The sequence below is a fragment of the Xylanibacter brevis P6B11 genome (assembly GCF_000621825.1).
In the GTDB taxonomy this organism is placed as follows: Bacteria; Bacteroidota; Bacteroidia; order Bacteroidales; family Bacteroidaceae; genus Prevotella; species Prevotella brevis.
The window spans coordinates 360,906-380,243 of sequence record NZ_JHXG01000003.1; the positions used below are offsets into that span (position 1 = coordinate 360,906).

Here is a 19,338-nt window from a genome sequence, read left to right on the forward strand (position 1 = left end):
CAAACGGGCAGTGTGAGCTGTCGATTCGGCCTGAATGAGCCGATGAAAGCCGTATGATGCCACGTTGAGGGGCCTTTTTTTGTGACGTTAAGAAGATGATATGTGGATGCCAATTGTCAGCATCCTGCTATAGCCGAATAATCTTAATAGAACAAAAAACATTTGGCATATCAGGATTAATTTCGTAATTTTGCGCCTTCAATTTATATATATGCTAAAAACAATGAAACACCTAACATTACTTTTCTTTTGTCTCATGGCGTGGAGCCATGTCAATGCCCAAGTGAGCATTTCCTACAACAACGAAACACAGTGGAAAACCTACGACGACTTTAATGCCGTATTCCTTGACACAGATGAGTTTATTTATAAAGCAGACACCAAACAGGCACGAGCTGACCACCGCGGCAACGGCTATCGCGACAACGATGTCTCTGGATGTGCTGCCGCCATCTGGTGCCAGGCCATCTATTACGACATGGTGGTCAATGCCTATAATCGTGCCAAGGCCGAGGGCAACAAGGCGCGCATGAAGAAATACAAGAAACTGCACGACAAAATCTATAATGGTGAGAAGACGCACTATGTGAACTTCGATTTCGACAACCCCAGCACGAACAATGGCTGGTTTGTATATGACGACATCATGTGGTGGACAGGTGCTCTGGCACGTGCTTACGAGACATTTGGAAAAGCCGAGTATCTGAAATACTCAGAGCAGAGCTTCTGCCGCGTGTGGTATGGTTCTGAGAAAGTGGGCGACGATGGTTCTTATGCCGATCCTGCCCGCTTTGCAGGCAAGTCTGGCGGCGGTATGTTCTGGGAGTGGCAGCCCATTGACCACGCTCGTCCTCACAAGCCCGGTGACTTCCGTTCGGCTTGCATCAACTTCCCCACAGTGATTGCTGCTTGCCATCTCTATCAGTTGGTGCCAGAGGGTCGCACACCATCTACAGCGGCACGTCCTACGTATCAGACGAAAGACTGGTATCTGGAAAAAGCTAAGGAAGTGTATGCATGGGCAGATAAAGTGCTCGTCGATGCCAACGGCCGTGTGGCTGACGGTATTCATGGTGGTGCACCAGGCTTCAGCGATCACCTCTACAATCAGGCCACCTATATCGGTGCCAGCTGCATGCTCTATCAGTTGACTCAAGATGCCAGCTACCTGACAAAGGCACAGCGCGCTGCCGACTATATCATAGATCACATGTGCACCAAATCCATTCTCGACTTTGAGAAAGGTTATGAGCAGGGTGTCTATGCAGCCATCTATGCACAGTATATCAAAATGCTGGTTTATGATTGTGGCTTGGATGACGTGGCGAAGCAGAAATACCTGTCACACATTCAGATTAATCTGCAGAGTGCATATGCTAATATGGACAAGACTCGTGGCATCCAGATGGGTAACTTCGCAAAGAAGACCAGCAAGAACGATGTAGTCGAGAGCTATGGTGCCAGCGGTATGCCTGCCCTCATGCTGATGTTCCCTGCAGAGAAGAAATAATCTTATAGCGGTAAGATACAATCTGTATAAATAAAATGTGGGACGACCTGATGGTTATCCCACTTTTTATTTATACCTTTGTACCCGATTATCAGATAATTATATTGAATGAAGGAATTTGTAATATCAGAAGCTAAGGCCGAGACGGCTGTGCTGGTGGGACTGATAACCCCACAACAAGACGAAGCTAAAACCAAGGAATATCTCGACGAACTCGAGTTTCTGGCTGATACGGCTGGCGCCCGCGTGGTGAAACGATTCACGCAGAAAGTGGGCGGACCCAGCAGCGTGACCTATGTGGGTAGCGGTAAGCTGGACGAGATCAGACAATATATCAAGGCGTGTCAGGATGCCTACGACGACTGGATGGATCAGCAGGAAGAACAGCTGATCTCGGCCGATGACATGGGCGAGGCACCACAGCCCGTGGGTATGGTGATATTCGACGACGAACTGAGCGCCAAACAGATACGTAACATCGAGAAGGAACTGCAGGTGAAGATCCTGGATCGCACCTCGCTGATTCTCGACATCTTTGCCATGCGCGCCCAGACGGCCGAGGCAAAGACACAGGTGGAACTGGCACAGCACCGCTACATGCTGCCCCGACTGCAGCGTCTGTGGACCCACTTGGAGCGTCAGGGCGGTGGCTCTGGCTCGGGTGGCGGAAAAGGTAGTGTGGGACTGCGCGGACCTGGTGAGACACAGTTGGAGATGGACCGCCGTATCATCCTGCACCGCATCACTTTGCTGAAGCAGCGACTGGCCGAGATCGACAAACAGAAGACCACGCAGCGCAAGAACCGTGGCCGACTGATACGTGTGGCACTGGTGGGCTATACCAACGTGGGCAAATCGACGCTGATGAACCTGCTGTCGAAGAGCGACGTCTTTGCCGAGAACAAACTCTTCGCCACGCTCGACACCACCGTGCGCAAGGTAACCATCGAGAACCTGCCGTTCTTGTTGGCCGACACCGTGGGCTTCATCCGTAAGTTGCCCTCAGACCTGGTGGAGTCGTTCAAGTCAACACTCGACGAGGTGCGCGAGGCCGACTTGCTGGTGCACGTGGTGGACATCTCGCACCCCGACTTCGAAGACCAGATACGCGTGGTAGAGCAGACGCTGGGCGAACTGGGCTGCTCGGAGACGCCCTCGATGGTGGTGTTCAACAAGATCGATGCCTATAAGTGGACTCCACAGGAGGAAGACGATCTGCGTGAGCCCACCAAGGAGAACATCTCGCTGGACGACTTGAAGCGCACCTGGATGGCCAAGATGCAGGGCGACTGCCTCTTTATCTCGGCAAAACAGAAGGAGAACATCGACGAGCTGAGAAGCGTACTATATAATAAGGTGCGCGAGTTGCATGTGCAGAAATACCCATACAACGACTTCCTGTACAATATTGAAGAACAGTGAAAATCGTTAAAGAATGGCAAATTGAAAGGCAAAGACGAAAGTTTTTGCCTTTTTTCTTGGTCGGTAACGTAATTTTCCCTATATTTGCGGTGTATAAATAAACAATCTGACAACTTTAAAACTATAACACACTATGGAAGTACAGAAAATTATGCAAGAGTTGGAGCGCAAGCATCCCGGTGAGCTGGAATACCTGCAGGCCGTACGCGAAGTGCTCGAATCTATCAAGGATGTATATAACCAGCACCCTGAGTTTGAAAAGGCTAAGATCGTGGAGCGCATCGTGGAGCCCGAACGCATCACCACATTCCGTGTGCCCTGGGTCGATGACAAGGGCGAGGTACAGGTGAACATCGGCTATCGCGTGCAGTTCAACAGCGCCATTGGTCCCTATAAGGGCGGACTGCGTTTCCACCCGTCGGTCAACCTCTCTATTCTGAAGTTCCTGGGCTTCGAGCAGACCTTCAAGAACGCACTGACCACACTGCCCATGGGTGGCGGTAAGGGCGGTAGCGACTTTGCTCCCCGTGGCAAGAGCGATGCCGAGATCATGCGCTTCTGTCAGGCCTTTATGACGGAGCTCTACAAGGTGATAGGTCCCGATATGGACGTGCCCGCCGGCGACATCGGCGTGGGTGGTCGTGAGATTGGCTACCTCTTCGGCATGTATAAGAAACTGACCTCGCAGTTCCATGGCGCCACCCTGACGGGTAAGGGCATGGAGTGGGGCGGCAGCATCCTGCGCCCTGAGGCTACGGGCTATGGTGCTCTCTACTTCGTTCACCAGATGATGGACACCCACGGCATCGATATCAAGGGTAAGACCGTGGCTCTCTCGGGCTTCGGCAACGTGGCTTGGGGTGCTGCCAAGAAGGCTACCGAGCTGGGTGCCAAGGTGATCACCATCAGTGGACCCGACGGTTATATCTACGACCCCGAGGGTCTGGATGCCGAGAAGATAGAATACATGCTGGAACTGCGTGCATCGGGCAACGACGTCTGTCAGCCCTACGAGGAGGAATTCCCCGGCTCGAAGTTCTTTGCAGGTAAGAAGCCCTGGGAGCAGAAGGCCGACATCTATCTGCCTTGTGCCACTCAGAACGAGCTGAACGGCGATGATGCCGACATGATTCTGGCCCAGAAGCCTCTCTGTGTGGCTGAGGTGTCTAACATGGGTTGCACCGCCGAGGCTGTGAATAAGTTTATTGCTGCCGGTCAGCTGTTTGCCCCCGGTAAGGCTGTGAATGCTGGTGGCGTGGCTACCTCTGGTCTGGAGATGACGCAGAACTCTATGCGCATGTCGTGGACAGCCGAGGAGGTGGATCAGCGTCTGCATCAGATCATGTCGGGCATCCACGAGCAGTGCGTGAAGTATGGTCGCGAGGGCAACTATGTGAACTACGTGAAGGGTGCCAACGTGGCAGGCTTTATGAAAGTGGCAAAGGCCATGCTGGCGCAGGGCATCGTATAATTAAAAACTGAATGCAACTTAGAAAGATAACGATATTTCTAATGTTAGTGGCAATAAGCCTTACTGCTTTGGCGCAGAGCCAGAGCGGTAAGGCTTCTTATTATTCTAAACGAATGACCGGCACACGAACGGCCAATGGCGAACGACTGCATCACGACAGTATGACGTGTGCCCATAAGAGCTTTAAGTTTGGCACCTTCCTGAAGGTGACCAACACCGAGACGGGCAAGACGGTGGTGGTGAGGGTGAACGATCGCGGGCCTTACATCCGTGGACGCATCGTTGACTTGAGCTATGGCGCCGCCGCACGACTAGGCATCCTGGGCCATGGCACAGCCCATGTGCGTATAGAACAAACCGAACCTGAAAACACCATTTGGTTTGATGTCAACAGGTTCGATTCTAAGGGCAAAAGCCTGCATTCGCCTTTAGGCCCCTTGCATCTGCCTAAGGCAAAGATCGACTCGACACTGATTGGCCGACCGATGCCCGTGGTCAGATAGTATTCTCTTTTTTTATCTCACAATTTTCTTTCCGTTGTAAATATAGAGCCCTTTGGCAGGGGCAGCTATGCGGCGTCCCATGAGGTCGTAGCACACCCCGCGGGGTGCTGCTGCCTGGTGCTCGTGGATGCCATCGATGGTGTTGCTGTCTTGCAGCAGGCGCACGTTGTCGAGGTAGAGCAGCGTGTTGTTGGCTGCGCCGGCGCTGATTGATGACTTGTAGCCCATGGAGATGGTGACCTCTTGTGGCGCGGTCAGTTCGAAGTCGAAGCACAGCTGCTGCCATGAGGCGTTAGCAGATGGATAGCGGTAGTCGGTCTTGGTGCCAATCTTGACGCCAGTCATCGAAGTGCAGGTGTTGTTGCCGCTGGTGGTGATGGTGGTGCCGCTGTTGTTGGTCTGGTTAGGACATTCGTAGCGAGCATCCATCAGCAGACGGAACTTGCCCTTGGGCAGGGCAACGGTCTGGGTGATGGCGTTAGTGCCGGCATCCCACGAGTTCAGCACGGTGAGCACGCGGTCGCCACAAGCCGTATCGGCCATGGGGCGCGAACAGCGTGCGGTGTAGTTGCCTACCGAACTGGGGCTGGCGCAATACTGTGTGGTGCTGTAGGGCATGGAGTACATGCGACAGAAGTTGGAACCGCCGCTCAGCGCGTTGCCTGCCTTCCAGCCTTTGACGGGCAGAATGTTGGGCCACTTCGCATTGGTGGCACTTACGGTATTCGTGTAACAAGGGTTATAGGTCACACCATTCAGCGTCACATTGCCGTCGGCTTTGCCATAGGTTTCGTCGGCTTCGAAGTTGCCGTTTTCCAAAACCGTCTCCGTGATGTCTTCATACCCCTGCGTGAGATCTTCTTTTTCTTCCATGCTTGGAAACGTGGCACCTTCCTCGATCAGAAGGTCGCCTCCCTCGATTGATGCCTTAACGGTTCCTACGGTCTTGAAAGTCTTTTCTACAATGCCTTTCTCCGTGATGGCGCGAATGGTGTACTCACATTCGCAGTCCGCCATGCTTGTAAAGTAGGCTACGTTGGGATTATCTTTTTCCTGTATGGTTATCAGGCTTGGGTCGTCATAGTAGATCTTCACTACATCAATATGACTATGATTCTCTTCTAAGGCGAAGCTGTAAAAGTGTGACGGAACCGACAGAACGGGATAGCCCAATGGCGTTTCTATAGCAGACAGTTGGAACTGCTTGTCGCTGGCAAAGTTGGACAGGATGAAATAACCAGTGCTATCAGGGTCGAAAGCAAAGACGGCGTTCCATCCGTCGGGTGTTGTAATCGGTGTGAGACAGGAAGAGAGCTGTGAGGTGGTCTTCGCATCGGTGTTTGAGTAATAGACCACGGCACGACGGTCAACCGTCTCGCCGCTCTTCACGCTTCTGCTGGTATTATTGTAGCAGGTGTAAAGCTTGGCCGTCATCACCGAATTGTTGTTGGCGCGTTCACCAAAAGCCATCTGTCCCTTGCCGCTGGTCACAATGCCTAATTGGTTGTCGATGTTCACCCAGGGTGTTGTCATCTTCTTCAGTGTGTTGCCGTCCAGTTCCTGTTCGCCTTCGGCTGTGTAGAAGGTGCGCTTGATCTTTGTAAACTCATCCATGCTGATCGCCATGAGTCCGCCTTTCTCGGCAGTGATGGTGACAGGCGCATTGGCACGCACATAGTCCAGATAGATAACGGCATTGCCGGGGGTGGAATAGATGGCGAAACGATTGTTTAGTACACCATCGTTGGTGTTCAGCTCGCCGTTCATCACATAGCTGTTGCCACGCAGGTCGTAGATGCCGCTCACCACGGGTGTGGCATTGGTCTTCTTGCCGCTCACGTCGTACCAGCCCAGGAAGTTACCGGTATTGTTGGCACGGAAAGGCACGATGAGGTTTGACTGTTCCAAAGCAGAGACGTGGGGCGCAATATAGCCCGTGTAGCTCTGCAGTCCGGTGCTCCACGAGAAGGTGGTGAAACGCTGTGGGCTGGAAGCACGCACAATATTCTGCGATGCAAACACCCTGGCCTCGGCATATTCGCGGTTGAAGTCGTCCCAACGTGTGGGCGTCAGGTCGGCCGTGGAGAGTATCTCGTGCATCAGCCAGGTCATCATCACGCGGTGAGCCTCTACGCCCATACGTCGAGCGCCCACATCAGGACGAAGCAGCCATTGGCCGTCTGTAGTTGTGGCCTGACGAGCCTTAATCATCTGATAGGCTTTCTCCTCAAGCATCAGGGCGTGGGGATCGCGCAGGAAACAGGCATTGGTGGAGTAGGAGGTGATCTGGTCGTAGAGGAACAGGCTCCAGTCGTTGCCGTTAGGCATGGCCAGTTCGCCGTCGCTCAGGGCCAACCAGTAGAGCACTTCGCTCATCACCTTGTCGTTGTTGTGCATCAGGGCGTTGGTATGCCATTTCTCTTCGCCATAGAGTCCCTGCTGAAACAGCTTCAGCGCCAGGGCTGCCTCGCCCAGTTCCTGGATGACCACGTTCTGGTAGGAGGTGTGGAAGTAGTTATGGTTCTGCAGCGTGTAGTCGTCATACAGGTTCTTGCCCTTATAGAGATCCATCACCCGCTTCTGGTCGTAGTCGGGGTCTATCACGGTTTGGTCGGTAGCGTCGTCTTTCTGTGAATAGCTGTTGATGGCAAACTCGCGCAGGCGCTGGAACCAGCGGGGGGCCAGCTCATCGTTAGGAAACAGGCCCAGCGTGGCTGCCAGCACGTCGGCCTCCCAACCGTTCTCCTCGGCTTTGGTGTCGCCATTGTAGCCGGTGGGGATGTTGCGGCCCAACTCATAGTTGCACTCGGCTTTCAACAGATTATAGACGTAGCCTTTCTGGTCGGCAGTCAGCTTATCCCACTGGAAGAAGGCTGAGTAGGCCACAGACATGGCCCACAGCGAACTCTCCCACACGGCATCGCTTGTGGAGATGGACCCCCAGTATTTGTTGCCGGCACACACCTTCAACTTGTTGGCCTTATGCGTAGAGTAGGCAAACACCAGGCTCTTCATGGCCATGGTTTCCAGGTCGTCCCACGTCACGTTGGCAGGGAGTGTCACCTGGTCTTTGCCATACTTCACCAGAAAGGCGCAAATCATTGATAGGTCGGCATTGGGGCGCACACCGCGCTCGTCGTTGCCCATCGTGTTCTCGCCTTTGAAACAGCCACACACCTCGTTGAGGCTGTTGGGGGCTGCACAGTCCTGGAAGTCGTTCTTAAGATAAGTTGAAAAGTTAGCCAACATCTGCATCAAGTCGGCCTTCATGGCTTGTTCTGCATTTTGTGCCATAGCATTTAGTGCCACAGCAAGCCACATGGTTAAGAGCAGTATTTTCTTCATTGTTAGTATTTAGTTATTTGTTTTCGGGCTACAAAAATACAGAATTTTTTTGAAAGAGCGTAAAAGAAGGGGCGCCTTTTGTGTGGTTTTTGAATTTTTTGTTATCTTTGCCGCAGTTATGAGAATGAAAAGACGTTTTATAACGTTGATGTTCATGGGCTTAGCGTTGGTGGCAATGGCAGCCCAACGGGCACGGTTAGGTAAACTGTCGCCAATGTTGCGACGGGCTGTGAGGACTGCTGTGGTTTCACCGCAACGGGTCTGTGCCTTTGTGAAGGTGACGGCAGGCGGACAAGCTGCGTTGCAGGCGCACGGTTGCCAGGTGCTGTTGCGGAAAGGACAACTCTACATCGTGGATATGCCGTTGAATCAGTTGGCTGCGCTGTCGCTGGATCCACGCATCTTGCGCATCGAGGCCAACCGCAGTGCTCAGGTGCTGACAGACGCGATGGCTATCCACCTGAATGCAGTGCCAGTGTACGAGGGACTTGGACTGCCGCAGGCTTTCACCGGCGAGGGCGTTACAGTGGGCGTGATGGATATTGGTTTTGACTTGACTCACCCCAACTTCTATAGTCGCGACATGTCCAGATATCGCATCCGGGCGTTCTGGGATATGCTGTCGCGCGACACGGTGGGAAGTGGTTTCCCCGTTGGGCGCGACTATACGGAGTCCACAGATATCAAGGCGCTGGGATGCTCGACCGATGGACGCGACATGACACATGGTACCCATACGCTGGGCATTGCTGCAGGTGGTGGATACGATACGAAATATAGAGGTATGGCGCCCGATGCCGACATCTGTCTGGTGGCCAACGCGGTGAGCGACAATGCGGTCTATGTGGACTCGGCCGACTATTATAAATATACGTTTGCCACCGATGCACTGGGATTCAAGTACCTTTTCGACCAGGCCGAACGTCTGCACCAGCCATGTGTCATCTCGTTTAGTGAGGGCAGCAGCGAGGACTTCTACGGCTACGACCAGTTGTACTACGAGATGCTGGACAGTCTGGTGGGGCCAGGACGTATCCTGGTGGCATCAGCAGGTAATAAAGGACATGTGAAGACATGGTTTCGCAAGCCTTATGGCGAACTGTCGGATGGTGCTTTCATGTCGTCGAGTGGGAGTGAGGCGGCCTTCACGCTGAAGTCGGCCGATGACTTCGTGGTGCGGATGGTGCTGTATGGCGCCCGCAACGACACGGTGCTGGTGGACAGCCGACTAGTGACGGAACAGTCCGACAGCATGATGCAGATGGCGCTGCGACATGAGGACGACATCTATCTGTTTGACGTGAGTGCTTATGCTTCGTGCTACGATGCACAGGACGTGTGCTACGATGTGGTGGTGAGCAATGAGCGTGGCGTGGGGAAGACAGTGCCTTTCTCGGTGGAGATCGTGGGACGCGAAGCGGAGGTGGATTTCTGGAATATGAAAGGCACTCTGACGGTGAATGGGCAGAACCCCCAACTGGTAGCTGGCGAGCAGACGCACAACGTCCATTCGCCTTCGTCGGCACCGTGCGTCATCAGCGTGGGTGCCACCAGCTATCGGGACAGCATTGAGAACTATCAAGGCGCGTGGAAGGCGTATTGGCATGCTCCTGAAGGCATGCGAGTGCCGTTCTCTTCGGTGGGACCAACGATGGACGGACGCCTCAAGCCCGACGTGATGGCGCCAGGCAATAACATCATTTCGTCGTATAGTAGTTGGTATTTGGAGAAACATCCCGACGCTTCTGATGTGAAATGGGACGTAGCTCATTTTGATTATGACGGGCGTACCTATGCCTGGAATTCCAATAGCGGCACGTCTATGGCCTGCCCGGCAGTGGCTGGCGCCATCGCACTGTGGCTTCAGGCCAAGCCCACACTGACACCTGCCGAGGTGAAGGAGGTGCTGGCTCACACCTGTCGTCAGCCCGATGCCACCTTGACGTATCCTAATAATGAATATGGATATGGTGAGATAGACGTCTATCGCGGACTGCTCTATCTGCTCTGTGCGGATAAGATTAAAGAGGTATCTGAAAAACAGACGCATGCCACCGTCAGATTATCTGCCGATGGCATGCTTCATGTGCGTTTGTCGCAGTCCTTAGAGAAACCAGCTGTTCTTCGTCTGTTCTCGCTTAATGGTACGGTGATTTATTCCTCTTCGTTGTCTGTAGGTCAATCGTCTTATTCTTTCCCTCTGCCTCGTTTGACTTCAGGTGTCTATGTCGTTCAACTTGACGGTCCGCCTTCCGTCAGTGGGTCAACGCTTGTCCGACGTTAACGAACAATCTTTTGTTTTTGAAAGTGATGCGGAATACCGGTGCTATCGGGTTTGGTCTCGTAGAAGGAATGATGACGGTTAGTCCGTCAATACCCTGTGTGAACTCTACATCGCCAACTCCCAGAAGGGTAACTTTCTCTACCTCGCCGCTGTAAGACTTCTCTGCAATTGAGAAAGCCTTGAAGTTGAAGGCGCCAGCCTCTGGCCATGCCATGATGGTGGCATAGACAACACCGTCCTTCTCCACATAGCGAACATCCTGTGCGGAATATGCCTGTCCCTCGTTGAAACCCTGGGCATTCATGGGATTGGCAGCTTCTGCAAGAGGTCCTTCGCCAAAGGTCTTCCATGGACGAGTACCGTAAATGGACTCGCTATTCACATCCATCCAAGCCTTGATGTCGGCCAGTACGATGCGCTCTTTGTCGTCAATAGTGCCATTGCCCTTGACGGGGATGGAGAGCAACAGGTTGCCATTCTTTGAAACCACATCGATGAGCATGCGGATGACGGTGGCACCACTCTTGTAGCCATTACGATTGTACACGTTCTGGTCGTAGTGCCACTGACCGATACAGGTGCATGTCTGCCAGTAGGTATCTTGAGGACGGTCGGGAATACCCCGTTCTACGTCCCACATCATGTAGTTCTTCTGCTCCTTGGTCAGTTGCTTGCCTGTGACCACAACCTCGGCCTTGCCCTGGTGCAGAGCAGCGCTGTGGTTATAATAGTGCTGCAGGATGTTCTGTCCGATGTTGTCATCGCATCCATAGAATGGCATCGCGGTGTCGTCGAAATAGATCATGTCGGGATTGTAGTCGTTGATGAGCTCCAATACACGATTCTGAAACTTCTTTTTGTAGGCTTCAGAGGGCAGAGAAGCACCATTGCCCCAGTCCCATTGGCTGTGAATGGTTCCACTGTTTTCCCATCCTGTGGAATGAGCATGATCCTGTGCATAAAGCTCTTGCGGGTCGAGTCCTTCCCACCATTTGCCCGTGCCATCGGCTTTTGTGAGGTTGCCGTCATACTTCTGTGATGGTTCCAGCCAGGTCCAAGCATGTGAAGCATGAATAGATACGCCCAATGGCAGACCGGCTTTCTGACAAGCTTCGCTCCATCCCTTGATCAGGTCTTTCTTTGGACCTACATTGACAGAGTTCCACTCCTGATAAGGTGAGTTCCATAGGTCGAAATTGTCGTGGTGGTTGCCCAGTGCCATGAAGTAGCGCGCCCCCACACTCTTATATAAGTTGACCAGTTCCTCGGGATTCCATTGGTCTGCCTTCCACGCATTGCAGAGTTCTTTCAGACCGAATTCGCTTGGATTGCCGTAGTGACTCACGTGAAAGTTGTACTGGCCACTGCCTTCATAATACATGAAACGGGCGTACCAGTCGCCGTCTTCTGCCTGACATTGTGGCCCCCAGTGTGCCCAGATGCCAAACTTGGCGTCCTTGAACCATTCGGGACATTCCCATTGTGACAAGCTTTCCCAAGATGAATCGAAGGTTCCTTGTTTCACTGCCACATCGCCTTCCTGGGCACTCATGCCCATAGCTGCTATCGTCAGCAATGCGGTCGTTAATGCTTTTTTCATTTGTAGTATAAATTGTTAGTGATTGGTTTCTGCGTGCAAAAATAGTAAAAAATAATAAATGTGGGTGTCATAATATTGCTTTGTGATAGGACAAAATGAATAAATGTTAATATAGTCCTATAAATAATTCGATAGTTATAGCACAATTGACAGATAATACTTATCTTTGCAAATATGATGCAGATACCTTTAGAATCTCTAAACTTGCAGATGCTGAACGTGGGGCTGGCCTGTCATGATGGTGATTGGAACTGGCAAAACGTTGAATCGCCTTTCACCAGAATATTTCTAGTGAAGGAGGGCGGGGCGAAACTCTGTCTGCCACATGGGGTAATCACCTTGCGACCAGCTCATCTCTATATCGTTCCTGCCTATACGAAGCACTCGTACGTGTGCGACGGTCGCTTTGACCATTATTACCTGCATGTGTACGAAGGTTTTAAGAGCGAGATGAACCTTCAAGAACAATATGACTTCCCTACGGAGGTTGCCGCCTCACGTGAGGATGAGTTGATATTGAAAGGCATGTGTGAACAACATCCGCAGGCGCAGTTGCCGGGGAGTGATCCGCAGGTTTACGACACGATGGCACAGTTCAAGAGCTACATAGAGCGTTATCGTGACATGCCCTTGTGGCAGAAGATGGAACTGCGCGGGGCTATCTTGGTTCTCTTCTCGCGTTTCATGCGTGAGGCTAAGCCTCATGTATGGACGCATGACGACCGTATTCGTCAATCCATTGATTATATTCATAGTCATATCACTGATGACTTGAATATGGACGACTTGGCCAGTGTGGCCTGTGTCACTAAACCTTATTTCATCCGCTTATTTAAAAACGAGATAGGTATTTCGCCACTTCAATATGTGAATAGTAAAAAGGTGGAGCGCGCCCAGTTGCTGCTTTATACCACTGATATGCATGTAAAGGAGGTGGCCTACGCCCTTGGCTTTAGCGATTATAGCTACTTTATCCGCATGTTTCGCAAGATGACGGGATTTACACCACAAGACTATCGATATAAGTCACGATAGACTTGAGGCATACAACACTTGAATGATGAAAAGACAGAAAAAGCCCCCGATAGCAATGAAACGCTGTCGGGGGCTTTCTTATGGATGTGATTATTCTTAATAACCAAATATCTCCTTGGTGGTAACCCGTTTGATGGGGCCATACTGCTGTAGGGCCTTCATGTCGAGTTCCTTCTCATCGCCTAGGATGATGTAGCGGAAGGGCTTCTTAGCCATGCGTTGCTGCTCGAACTTCACAATGTCTTGCATCGTCAGGGCGGGGAGGGCATCGTAGATGCGCTCGTTCATGTCGTAGTCGATGCCGCGCTCTCTGGCCTGCAGCCAGGCATTGATGAGACCAAACTTGGTGGTTCGCTGACTGGCCAGGCGCTTGGTGAGCGACTCTTTGGCAATGTTGAAGGCATGGACACTCTGAGGAATGCTGTCGAGAATGGTGTGGAACTGGTGTACGCAGTCCATCATCTTGTCGTTCTGCGTGATGATGTGTGTGAAGAAATACTCAGTGGCATCGGCATGTTGAGGCTGCAGATAGAGGGCAAGGGCGTTATAGGCCAGACCGCGTGTCTCGCGCAACTCCTGGAATACGATGCTGTTCATTCCACCACCGTAGTACTCGTTGAAGAGTGCCTGGATGGCATCGTCGTCGTGGTTCCACTGGCGGGGTTCGTTGTGGAACATGCGCATGTAGATGTTCTTGGCATCATAGGGCGCGATGAGTATCTCGTTCTGTGGGGTGGGCTGCAGGGTGTAGTGCTTGCCTTGAGGCACTGCAGCCAGTTGACCCGTGGGATGCTGCTCGCTGATGACGGCCGACAGTTCCTGTTCGTCCATGGGACCATAATATAATATGGTGTGCTGGTAGCGCTTCAGGTCGCGCAACAGGTTGAGCAGTTCCTGAGGGTTTGTCTCTGCCAACTGCTGTGCGGTGTACTCGTTGCGATAGGGGTTGTAGGTACCAAACATGCCGTAGCTGAACAGGCGCTGGAAGTTGGCATCCTGGTCTGCCTTCTGGTCCATGCGACCTTTCTCGCGGATGGCGATATACTGCTCGTAGGCGGCGCTATCCACCTTGGCATGTTGCATCACGTGTTCTGTCAGTGCCAGGGCTTCGGCCATGTTCTCGCTCAGTCCGTTCAGGGTCACGAAGATGTCGCGCTCGCCCACGCTGATATTGTAGTTGCAAGCCAACTTATAGAACTGCTGCTTCAACTGCTGGGCAGACAGCGAGTCGGTGCCGAGATAGTTCAGATAGTCGGCTGCATAGTTATAGCGCACGTCGCTCTCTTCGCCAAAGGCATAGTGGAAAGCCAGCGTGAATCGGCCGTTCTCCACGTTCTTCACGTAGATGTATGGCAACTTAGAGTTGGTCTCTCCGAAGGTGAGGTCGCGCTCGAAGTCCACGAACTTAGGTTCTATGGGGGCTACTTCAGCCTTCTGTATGCTCTTGACAAAGCTGGACACCAGTTCACGGTTGGCGGGAATAGGTGTGATGGCAGGCTTCTCAATCTTCTTCTGTGTGGTATCAACGCCTTGACGCTTATAGACAGCCACGTAGTTGTTCTGGAAATGTTGGTTGACAAAAGCCACGATCTGCTCCTTGGTCATGCCTTCCAGACGACTGAGCCACTCAACTTTCTGTTGCCAGGGGGTGCCATTGATGAAAGCATCTACAAACATGCTGGCACGAGCGCGGTTAGACTCAAGTGTATTGTAATATTGGAGCTTCAGGTTGTTGATGACAGAAGGCAACAGGTCGTCGGAGAACTCGCCCTTCTTCAGCTTCTCCATCTCGCTAAGAAGAAGACTGCGTCCCTCGTCGAGTGACTGTCCTTCGCTGGGCGTACCGGCAAGCAGGAACATGGAATAATCCATTTGCGTCTGCAGCATAGCTCCAGCCTCCAGCATCTTCATCTGCTGGTTGATGTCCAGGTCGATAAGACCGGCGGTGCCATTGCTCAACATCTGTTCCACAACCTGCAGCGTGTCGGCCTGCAGTGAGCTGGCCTTGTCGAAGCGCCAACCCAACCAGATGCTCTCGGCCTCCAGTCCTACGACTGTGGTGTCGATGGGTGATGTGATGGCAGGTAGTTCGGGGAAGGTGGGCTGTTCTACATCGTCGCCAGCCTTCCAGTCGCCGAAGTATTTCTTGATGATGCTCATCACCTCGTCGGGGTCAAAGTCACCAGCCATGCAGATAGCCACATTGTTGGGCACATACCATTTCTTAAAGTAGGCTTTGATATTTGAGATAGACGGGTTCTTGAGGTGCTCTTGTGTGCCAATGGTGGTCTGTGTGCCATAAGGGTGGTTGGGGAAAAGTTTGGCAGCCATGGCCACAAACAGCTTGTCTAAATCGTTGGCGAGGTAGATGTTGTATTCCTCATAGACGGCTTCCAGCTCCGTGTGGAAACCACGTATCACCATGTTCTGGAAGCGATCGCCCTGAATCTTGGCCCAGTTCTCAACCTCGTTAGAAGGTATGTCCTCCACATAGCAGGTCACATCTTCGCTGGTGTAGGCATTAGAACCCTCAGAACCGATGATGGCCATCAGCTTGTCGTACTCGTTGGGGATGAAATACTTGGCAGCCAACTGACTGACCGAGTCTATCTCATGATAGGCCTGACGGCGTGCTTCGGGGTCGGTCAACTTGCGATACTGCTCGTAGCGAACTTCAATATCGTCTAGAAGGGGTGCCTCGGCATTGACATTGGTCACACCAAACTTGTCCGTTCCCTTGAACATCAGGTGCTCCAGATAGTGGGCCAGACCGGTTGTTTCTGCAGGATCATTCTTAGAACCAGTACGTACGGCAATGTAGGTCTGGATACGTGGTGCCTCTTTGTTGACGCTCAGATAGACTTTCAGTCCATTGTCAAGTGTGTAAATTCGTGTTTGAGTGGGATCGCCCTTGACGGTCTCATAGTCCTTACTGCAGCTAGTCAATAAGGAAAGAGCCAGTGTAAGGACACAGGCTCCTGAAAACAGTTTAAAGTTCATTTATCTTTGATTAATTAGTTCTCATAGTCAGTTTCATGATCGAGCTTTGAGAGGAAGTCGTCGAAGACATCCTGCTCCACGTCGCCCATCTGAAACTCTTTCTCTGCGTCCTTGCGTATCTCAGCAATCCACGCACGACGAGCTCGAACATAGTCCTCACGGATACGCTCGCAGGCAGCCTCGTCAAGCTCTTCCAGGTGGTAATAGTCCAGAATCATCTGGTAGCTCCAAGTCCAGCGATAGTCGCTATAGTGGCGGTTGATTTCGTCGAAGCGATCCAGTACCTGCTGGATGTTGTCGATGTTACCTCCCTTGATGTCGTCGATGAGGCGCTGTTCCTCGCTCTGCGGCAGCAGCAGACCGCTCATATCAACCCATGTGCCCTTGCCGATGTCGCTGGTGGGCTTGCCTATATAGCCCTCTTTCTGGGCACGCTTCAGAACGGCACCCATGTAGATGCGCAGGGCTATGTCGTAGTATTTCAGTCCTTTCTTCAGTGATGATGCGTTGATGACGTACTCATGGAAGTTATAGGCCGTTACGTTCTCACCTGATGCGTTGCGCAGCGCTTTCAGTATCTCGATGCCTTGCATGATCTCGCCCACGGTGAAGGGGCTGAGCCAGTCGAAGTTGATGATGCTCTTCTTCGACTGCTTCGAACGCTTGTCGCGCTTAGGCCATTTCTTGATGTCGCGATAGAGTCCTACGGTGGTGATGTTGCGGCCTGGCACCAGGTACATGGTGTCGCCGTAGGCAATCAGATATGAGAACGGCAGACAACGTGTGTCGGGGTGGTGCATCAGTTTGCCGAAGCAAACGCTGAAGGCACCGATCGTGGCAGGCATCAGCACATAAGAGCCCGAGGCGGTCTTGGTTCCGCGCTCCAGGGTGCCATAGTGCATGGGGCCCATCTTGTAGGCGTGGTTCGAGAAGTTGGTGTTAGAACCTGCATTATAGAACGAAAACTCACCTCCAATCAGCAGAGAGCTCTTGTGGTGTGAGGCCGAGAAAGGACCGCAGAAGGCGGCACAAGCCTCACCGTTGGCCATAAACGAGTTGGCAAAGAACAGGCTTGCCTCGGCAGTGAAGCCATTGGTGATCTGACAAGCTTCGCCTACGAAGCAGTCTTGCATCTTCACCGAGTTGTTGATGGAGCATCCATCGCAGATGATAGAGTTCTCACAGATAACGCCTGTGCCGATATATACGCTGGCATCCTCGTTGCTCAGAATGGTACATTCGTTCAGTCGGGCAGCACCACTAATCTCGCAGTCGCCCTTGATCACGGTGTTGGTGATGTCTTTCGTGTTGGTGATCTTGACGCGATTGCCAATGATGCCACGTTCTGGCGTGCTGATGCGTACCTCATCATCGATAAGTTGACGCAGCTGGTTGATGAGAGCCTTGTCGCTATGATGCTTCACCATGAACGAAGCCAGTTGTGAGTTCAGTTCGCGAAACAACGTCACGTTACCGTCGCCCATTTCGTTCAGCACAGAAATGGTTGAACCGGCACCATAGCTGGCCCCCTCAAGCGTCTCCATGGTAGAGATGTTAGAGATGTAACAGTCGTCACCGATGGTATAGTTATTGATAAAGTTGCCAACCTTTTCTATCAGACAGTCGTTGCCAACGCTGACATTGCGCAGTGTGGCATCGTTGATGCCTGAATGCTTAAAAAAGCCGGAACTAACCTCAACCTGCTTGTTGAACGATCCCAGGCATATGTCGCCATAGAAAATCACACGGTGAAAGTTATATGGTTTAAAATCAGATGCCACCTGTATGCGGCTCCAGTCTTCTGCCCAACAACCGTTGGCTTCAAGCACGTTAATTTCGTCTTGGTTCAGTAATCTATACTCTCTCATAAAAGGTCTTTAATAGTGTCTTTTGTTGATTCGGTTGCAAAAATAGATATTTTTTTTCACAAACGACATATTTTTGTCGTTTTTTTAATAGGCATGCTCGTCGTTGGCTATCTCTTCCTGGTCGATAGGCTTACTGTCAATCTTGCGCCATGCGTAGCAGATGTAGGCCAGTACGAACGGAATGAGTAGAGAAACATAGAACATCGTGTTGAGCGTAAAATAGCTGCTGCACGAGTTTTCGAGTGTCAGCGACGACTGAAGATCTGCCGTGGAAGGGTAGTAGGCGGTGTGGTTCCATGCGCTCATCAGAAGAAGTGACAGTACCGTCAGTACCGTCCCAACGCCAGCTGGCCAGATGCCTGCAAACTTAAAGAGAGAGGAATGGCGCGAACAGAATTTGCTGTCGCGCAGTATCTCTGTGACTATTCCCCAAAGCACGAGCACGATGCCCACCAGCATCACCACGGTGATATACCACATGTCCACCATGTTATGGAGGTATTTGTTGGGCTCTATGAAGATCTCGCCGTTCTCAGGCTTCCAGGCATAGCCGTCTTTCAGTAGCAGGTGGACCAGATAGCTCACAAAGAGAATGACGAACGGAATGGCCGTACCCACCAGTCGTACCCTGCCACGACTGCGTATGTTCTCGTCGTTCACGTTGTTGATGACGTAGAGAATGCCCAGTGTGCGTGCCAGAAACATCACTGCTAAGCCAAACGCCAGCACCCAGGGATTCAGCAAGGCGTCGAGTCCGTGTGAGGCATTAGCCCAACGACTGATGATGGGGGTGATAGCATCAGCGTTGATCAGGTTGCCTTTCTCTACGATAAAGTTTGACCCCTCGAAGAAGGTGGCCACAGCTCCTCCCAGTAACAGCGGACCAAAGATGCCGTTGATGACCAGGAAGCACTGGAAGGTGCGCGGTCCCAGCAGGTTGCCTATCTTGTTTTGAAACTCATAGCTCACTGCTTGTAGTACAAACGTAAAGAGAATGAGCATCCACAACCAGTAGGCCCCACCGAAAGAGGTGGAGTAGAACAGTGGGAACGAGGCGAAGAACGCGCCACCAAAGGTTACCAGGGTGGTAAACGTGAACTCCCATTTGCGTCCTGTTGAGTTGATTAGCAGCCGACGCTCGTTGTCATTCTGTCCTAATGAGAATATAATGGAGTTGGCACCTTGAACAAACAGCAGGAATACCAGCAGGGCTCCTAATAGCGACACCAGGAAGCACCAGTAATGTTGCAGAAATGAATATGTTAGCATAGTGATTTCGTTTTTGACAGTTAGCAGTAAT

11 protein-coding genes are annotated in these 19,338 nt (G+C 52.0%); 6 read left to right on the top strand and 5 right to left on the bottom strand.

The window, feature by feature from the left end:
* Window positions 1-223: 223 nt before the first annotated feature.
* The 4 genes from T496_RS0101495 to T496_RS14305 all read left to right on the top strand — a co-directional run bounded on the left by T496_RS0101495 (window position 224) and on the right by T496_RS14305 (window position 4,906).
* Window positions 224-1,510: a glycoside hydrolase family 76 protein gene (locus T496_RS0101495; RefSeq protein ID WP_044110333.1), complete on the top strand. Its 1,287-nt coding sequence runs from the start codon at window positions 224-226 to the stop codon at window positions 1,508-1,510.
* Between the two features lie 108 nt (window positions 1,511-1,618).
* Entirely contained in the window at window positions 1,619-2,932 is a 1,314-nt protein-coding gene (hflX, locus tag T496_RS0101500; protein WP_027449180.1) for a GTPase HflX, read from the top strand.
* Between the two features lie 133 nt (window positions 2,933-3,065).
* Entirely contained in the window at window positions 3,066-4,403 is a 1,338-nt protein-coding gene (gene gdhA / locus T496_RS0101505; RefSeq protein ID WP_027449181.1) for an NADP-specific glutamate dehydrogenase, read from the top strand.
* Between the two features lie 41 nt (window positions 4,404-4,444).
* The gene (locus tag T496_RS14305) at window positions 4,445-4,906 is read left to right on the top strand and encodes a septal ring lytic transglycosylase RlpA family protein (RefSeq protein ID WP_231477972.1); all 462 of its coding nucleotides are present in this window, start codon (window positions 4,445-4,447) and stop codon (window positions 4,904-4,906) included.
* A gap of 12 nt (window positions 4,907-4,918) precedes the next feature.
* On the opposite strand, the gene T496_RS15075 is transcribed toward T496_RS14305, so the two are convergent.
* Window positions 4,919-8,251 carry a hypothetical protein gene (locus T496_RS15075; protein ID WP_052342013.1) on the bottom strand — a complete coding sequence of 1,111 codons (3,333 nt, stop codon included), beginning with the start codon at window positions 8,249-8,251 and terminating at the stop codon, window positions 4,919-4,921.
* A 124-nt stretch (window positions 8,252-8,375) separates the two neighbouring features.
* Between T496_RS15075 and T496_RS0101520 the strand changes: the two genes are divergently transcribed.
* Window positions 8,376-10,535, top strand: coding sequence for a S8 family serine peptidase (locus T496_RS0101520; protein WP_027449182.1), 2,160 nt, complete (start codon window positions 8,376-8,378; stop codon window positions 10,533-10,535).
* On the opposite strand, the gene T496_RS13170 is transcribed toward T496_RS0101520, so the two are convergent.
* The gene (locus T496_RS13170) at window positions 10,507-12,135 is read right to left on the bottom strand and encodes an alpha-L-fucosidase (RefSeq protein ID WP_044110336.1); all 1,629 of its coding nucleotides are present in this window, start codon (window positions 12,133-12,135) and stop codon (window positions 10,507-10,509) included. The two genes, T496_RS0101520 and T496_RS13170, sit on opposite strands and share 29 nt — an antisense overlap.
* Window positions 12,136-12,309: 174 nt before the next feature.
* Between T496_RS13170 and T496_RS0101530 the strand changes: the two genes are divergently transcribed.
* Window positions 12,310-13,170 (top strand): AraC family transcriptional regulator, encoded by an 861-nt coding sequence (locus T496_RS0101530; RefSeq protein WP_052342015.1) that lies wholly within the window; start codon window positions 12,310-12,312, stop codon window positions 13,168-13,170.
* 96 nt (window positions 13,171-13,266) lie between these two features.
* Here T496_RS0101530 and T496_RS0101535 read toward each other — a convergent pair whose 3' ends face one another.
* The 3 genes from T496_RS0101535 to T496_RS0101545 all read right to left on the bottom strand — a co-directional run bounded on the left by T496_RS0101535 (window position 13,267) and on the right by T496_RS0101545 (window position 19,307).
* Window positions 13,267-16,170, bottom strand: a complete 2,904-nt coding sequence (locus T496_RS0101535; RefSeq protein WP_027449184.1) for a M16 family metallopeptidase — start codon at window positions 16,168-16,170, stop codon at window positions 13,267-13,269.
* Between the two features lie 14 nt (window positions 16,171-16,184).
* Complete coding sequence (locus T496_RS0101540; RefSeq protein WP_027449185.1) at window positions 16,185-18,038, bottom strand: DUF4954 family protein; 1,854 nt, start codon at window positions 18,036-18,038, stop codon at window positions 16,185-16,187.
* Window positions 18,039-18,122: 84 nt separating this feature from the next.
* Window positions 18,123-19,307 (bottom strand): cytochrome d ubiquinol oxidase subunit II, encoded by a 1,185-nt coding sequence (locus T496_RS0101545; RefSeq protein WP_044110339.1) that lies wholly within the window; start codon window positions 19,305-19,307, stop codon window positions 18,123-18,125.
* Window positions 19,308-19,338 lie beyond the last annotated feature (31 nt).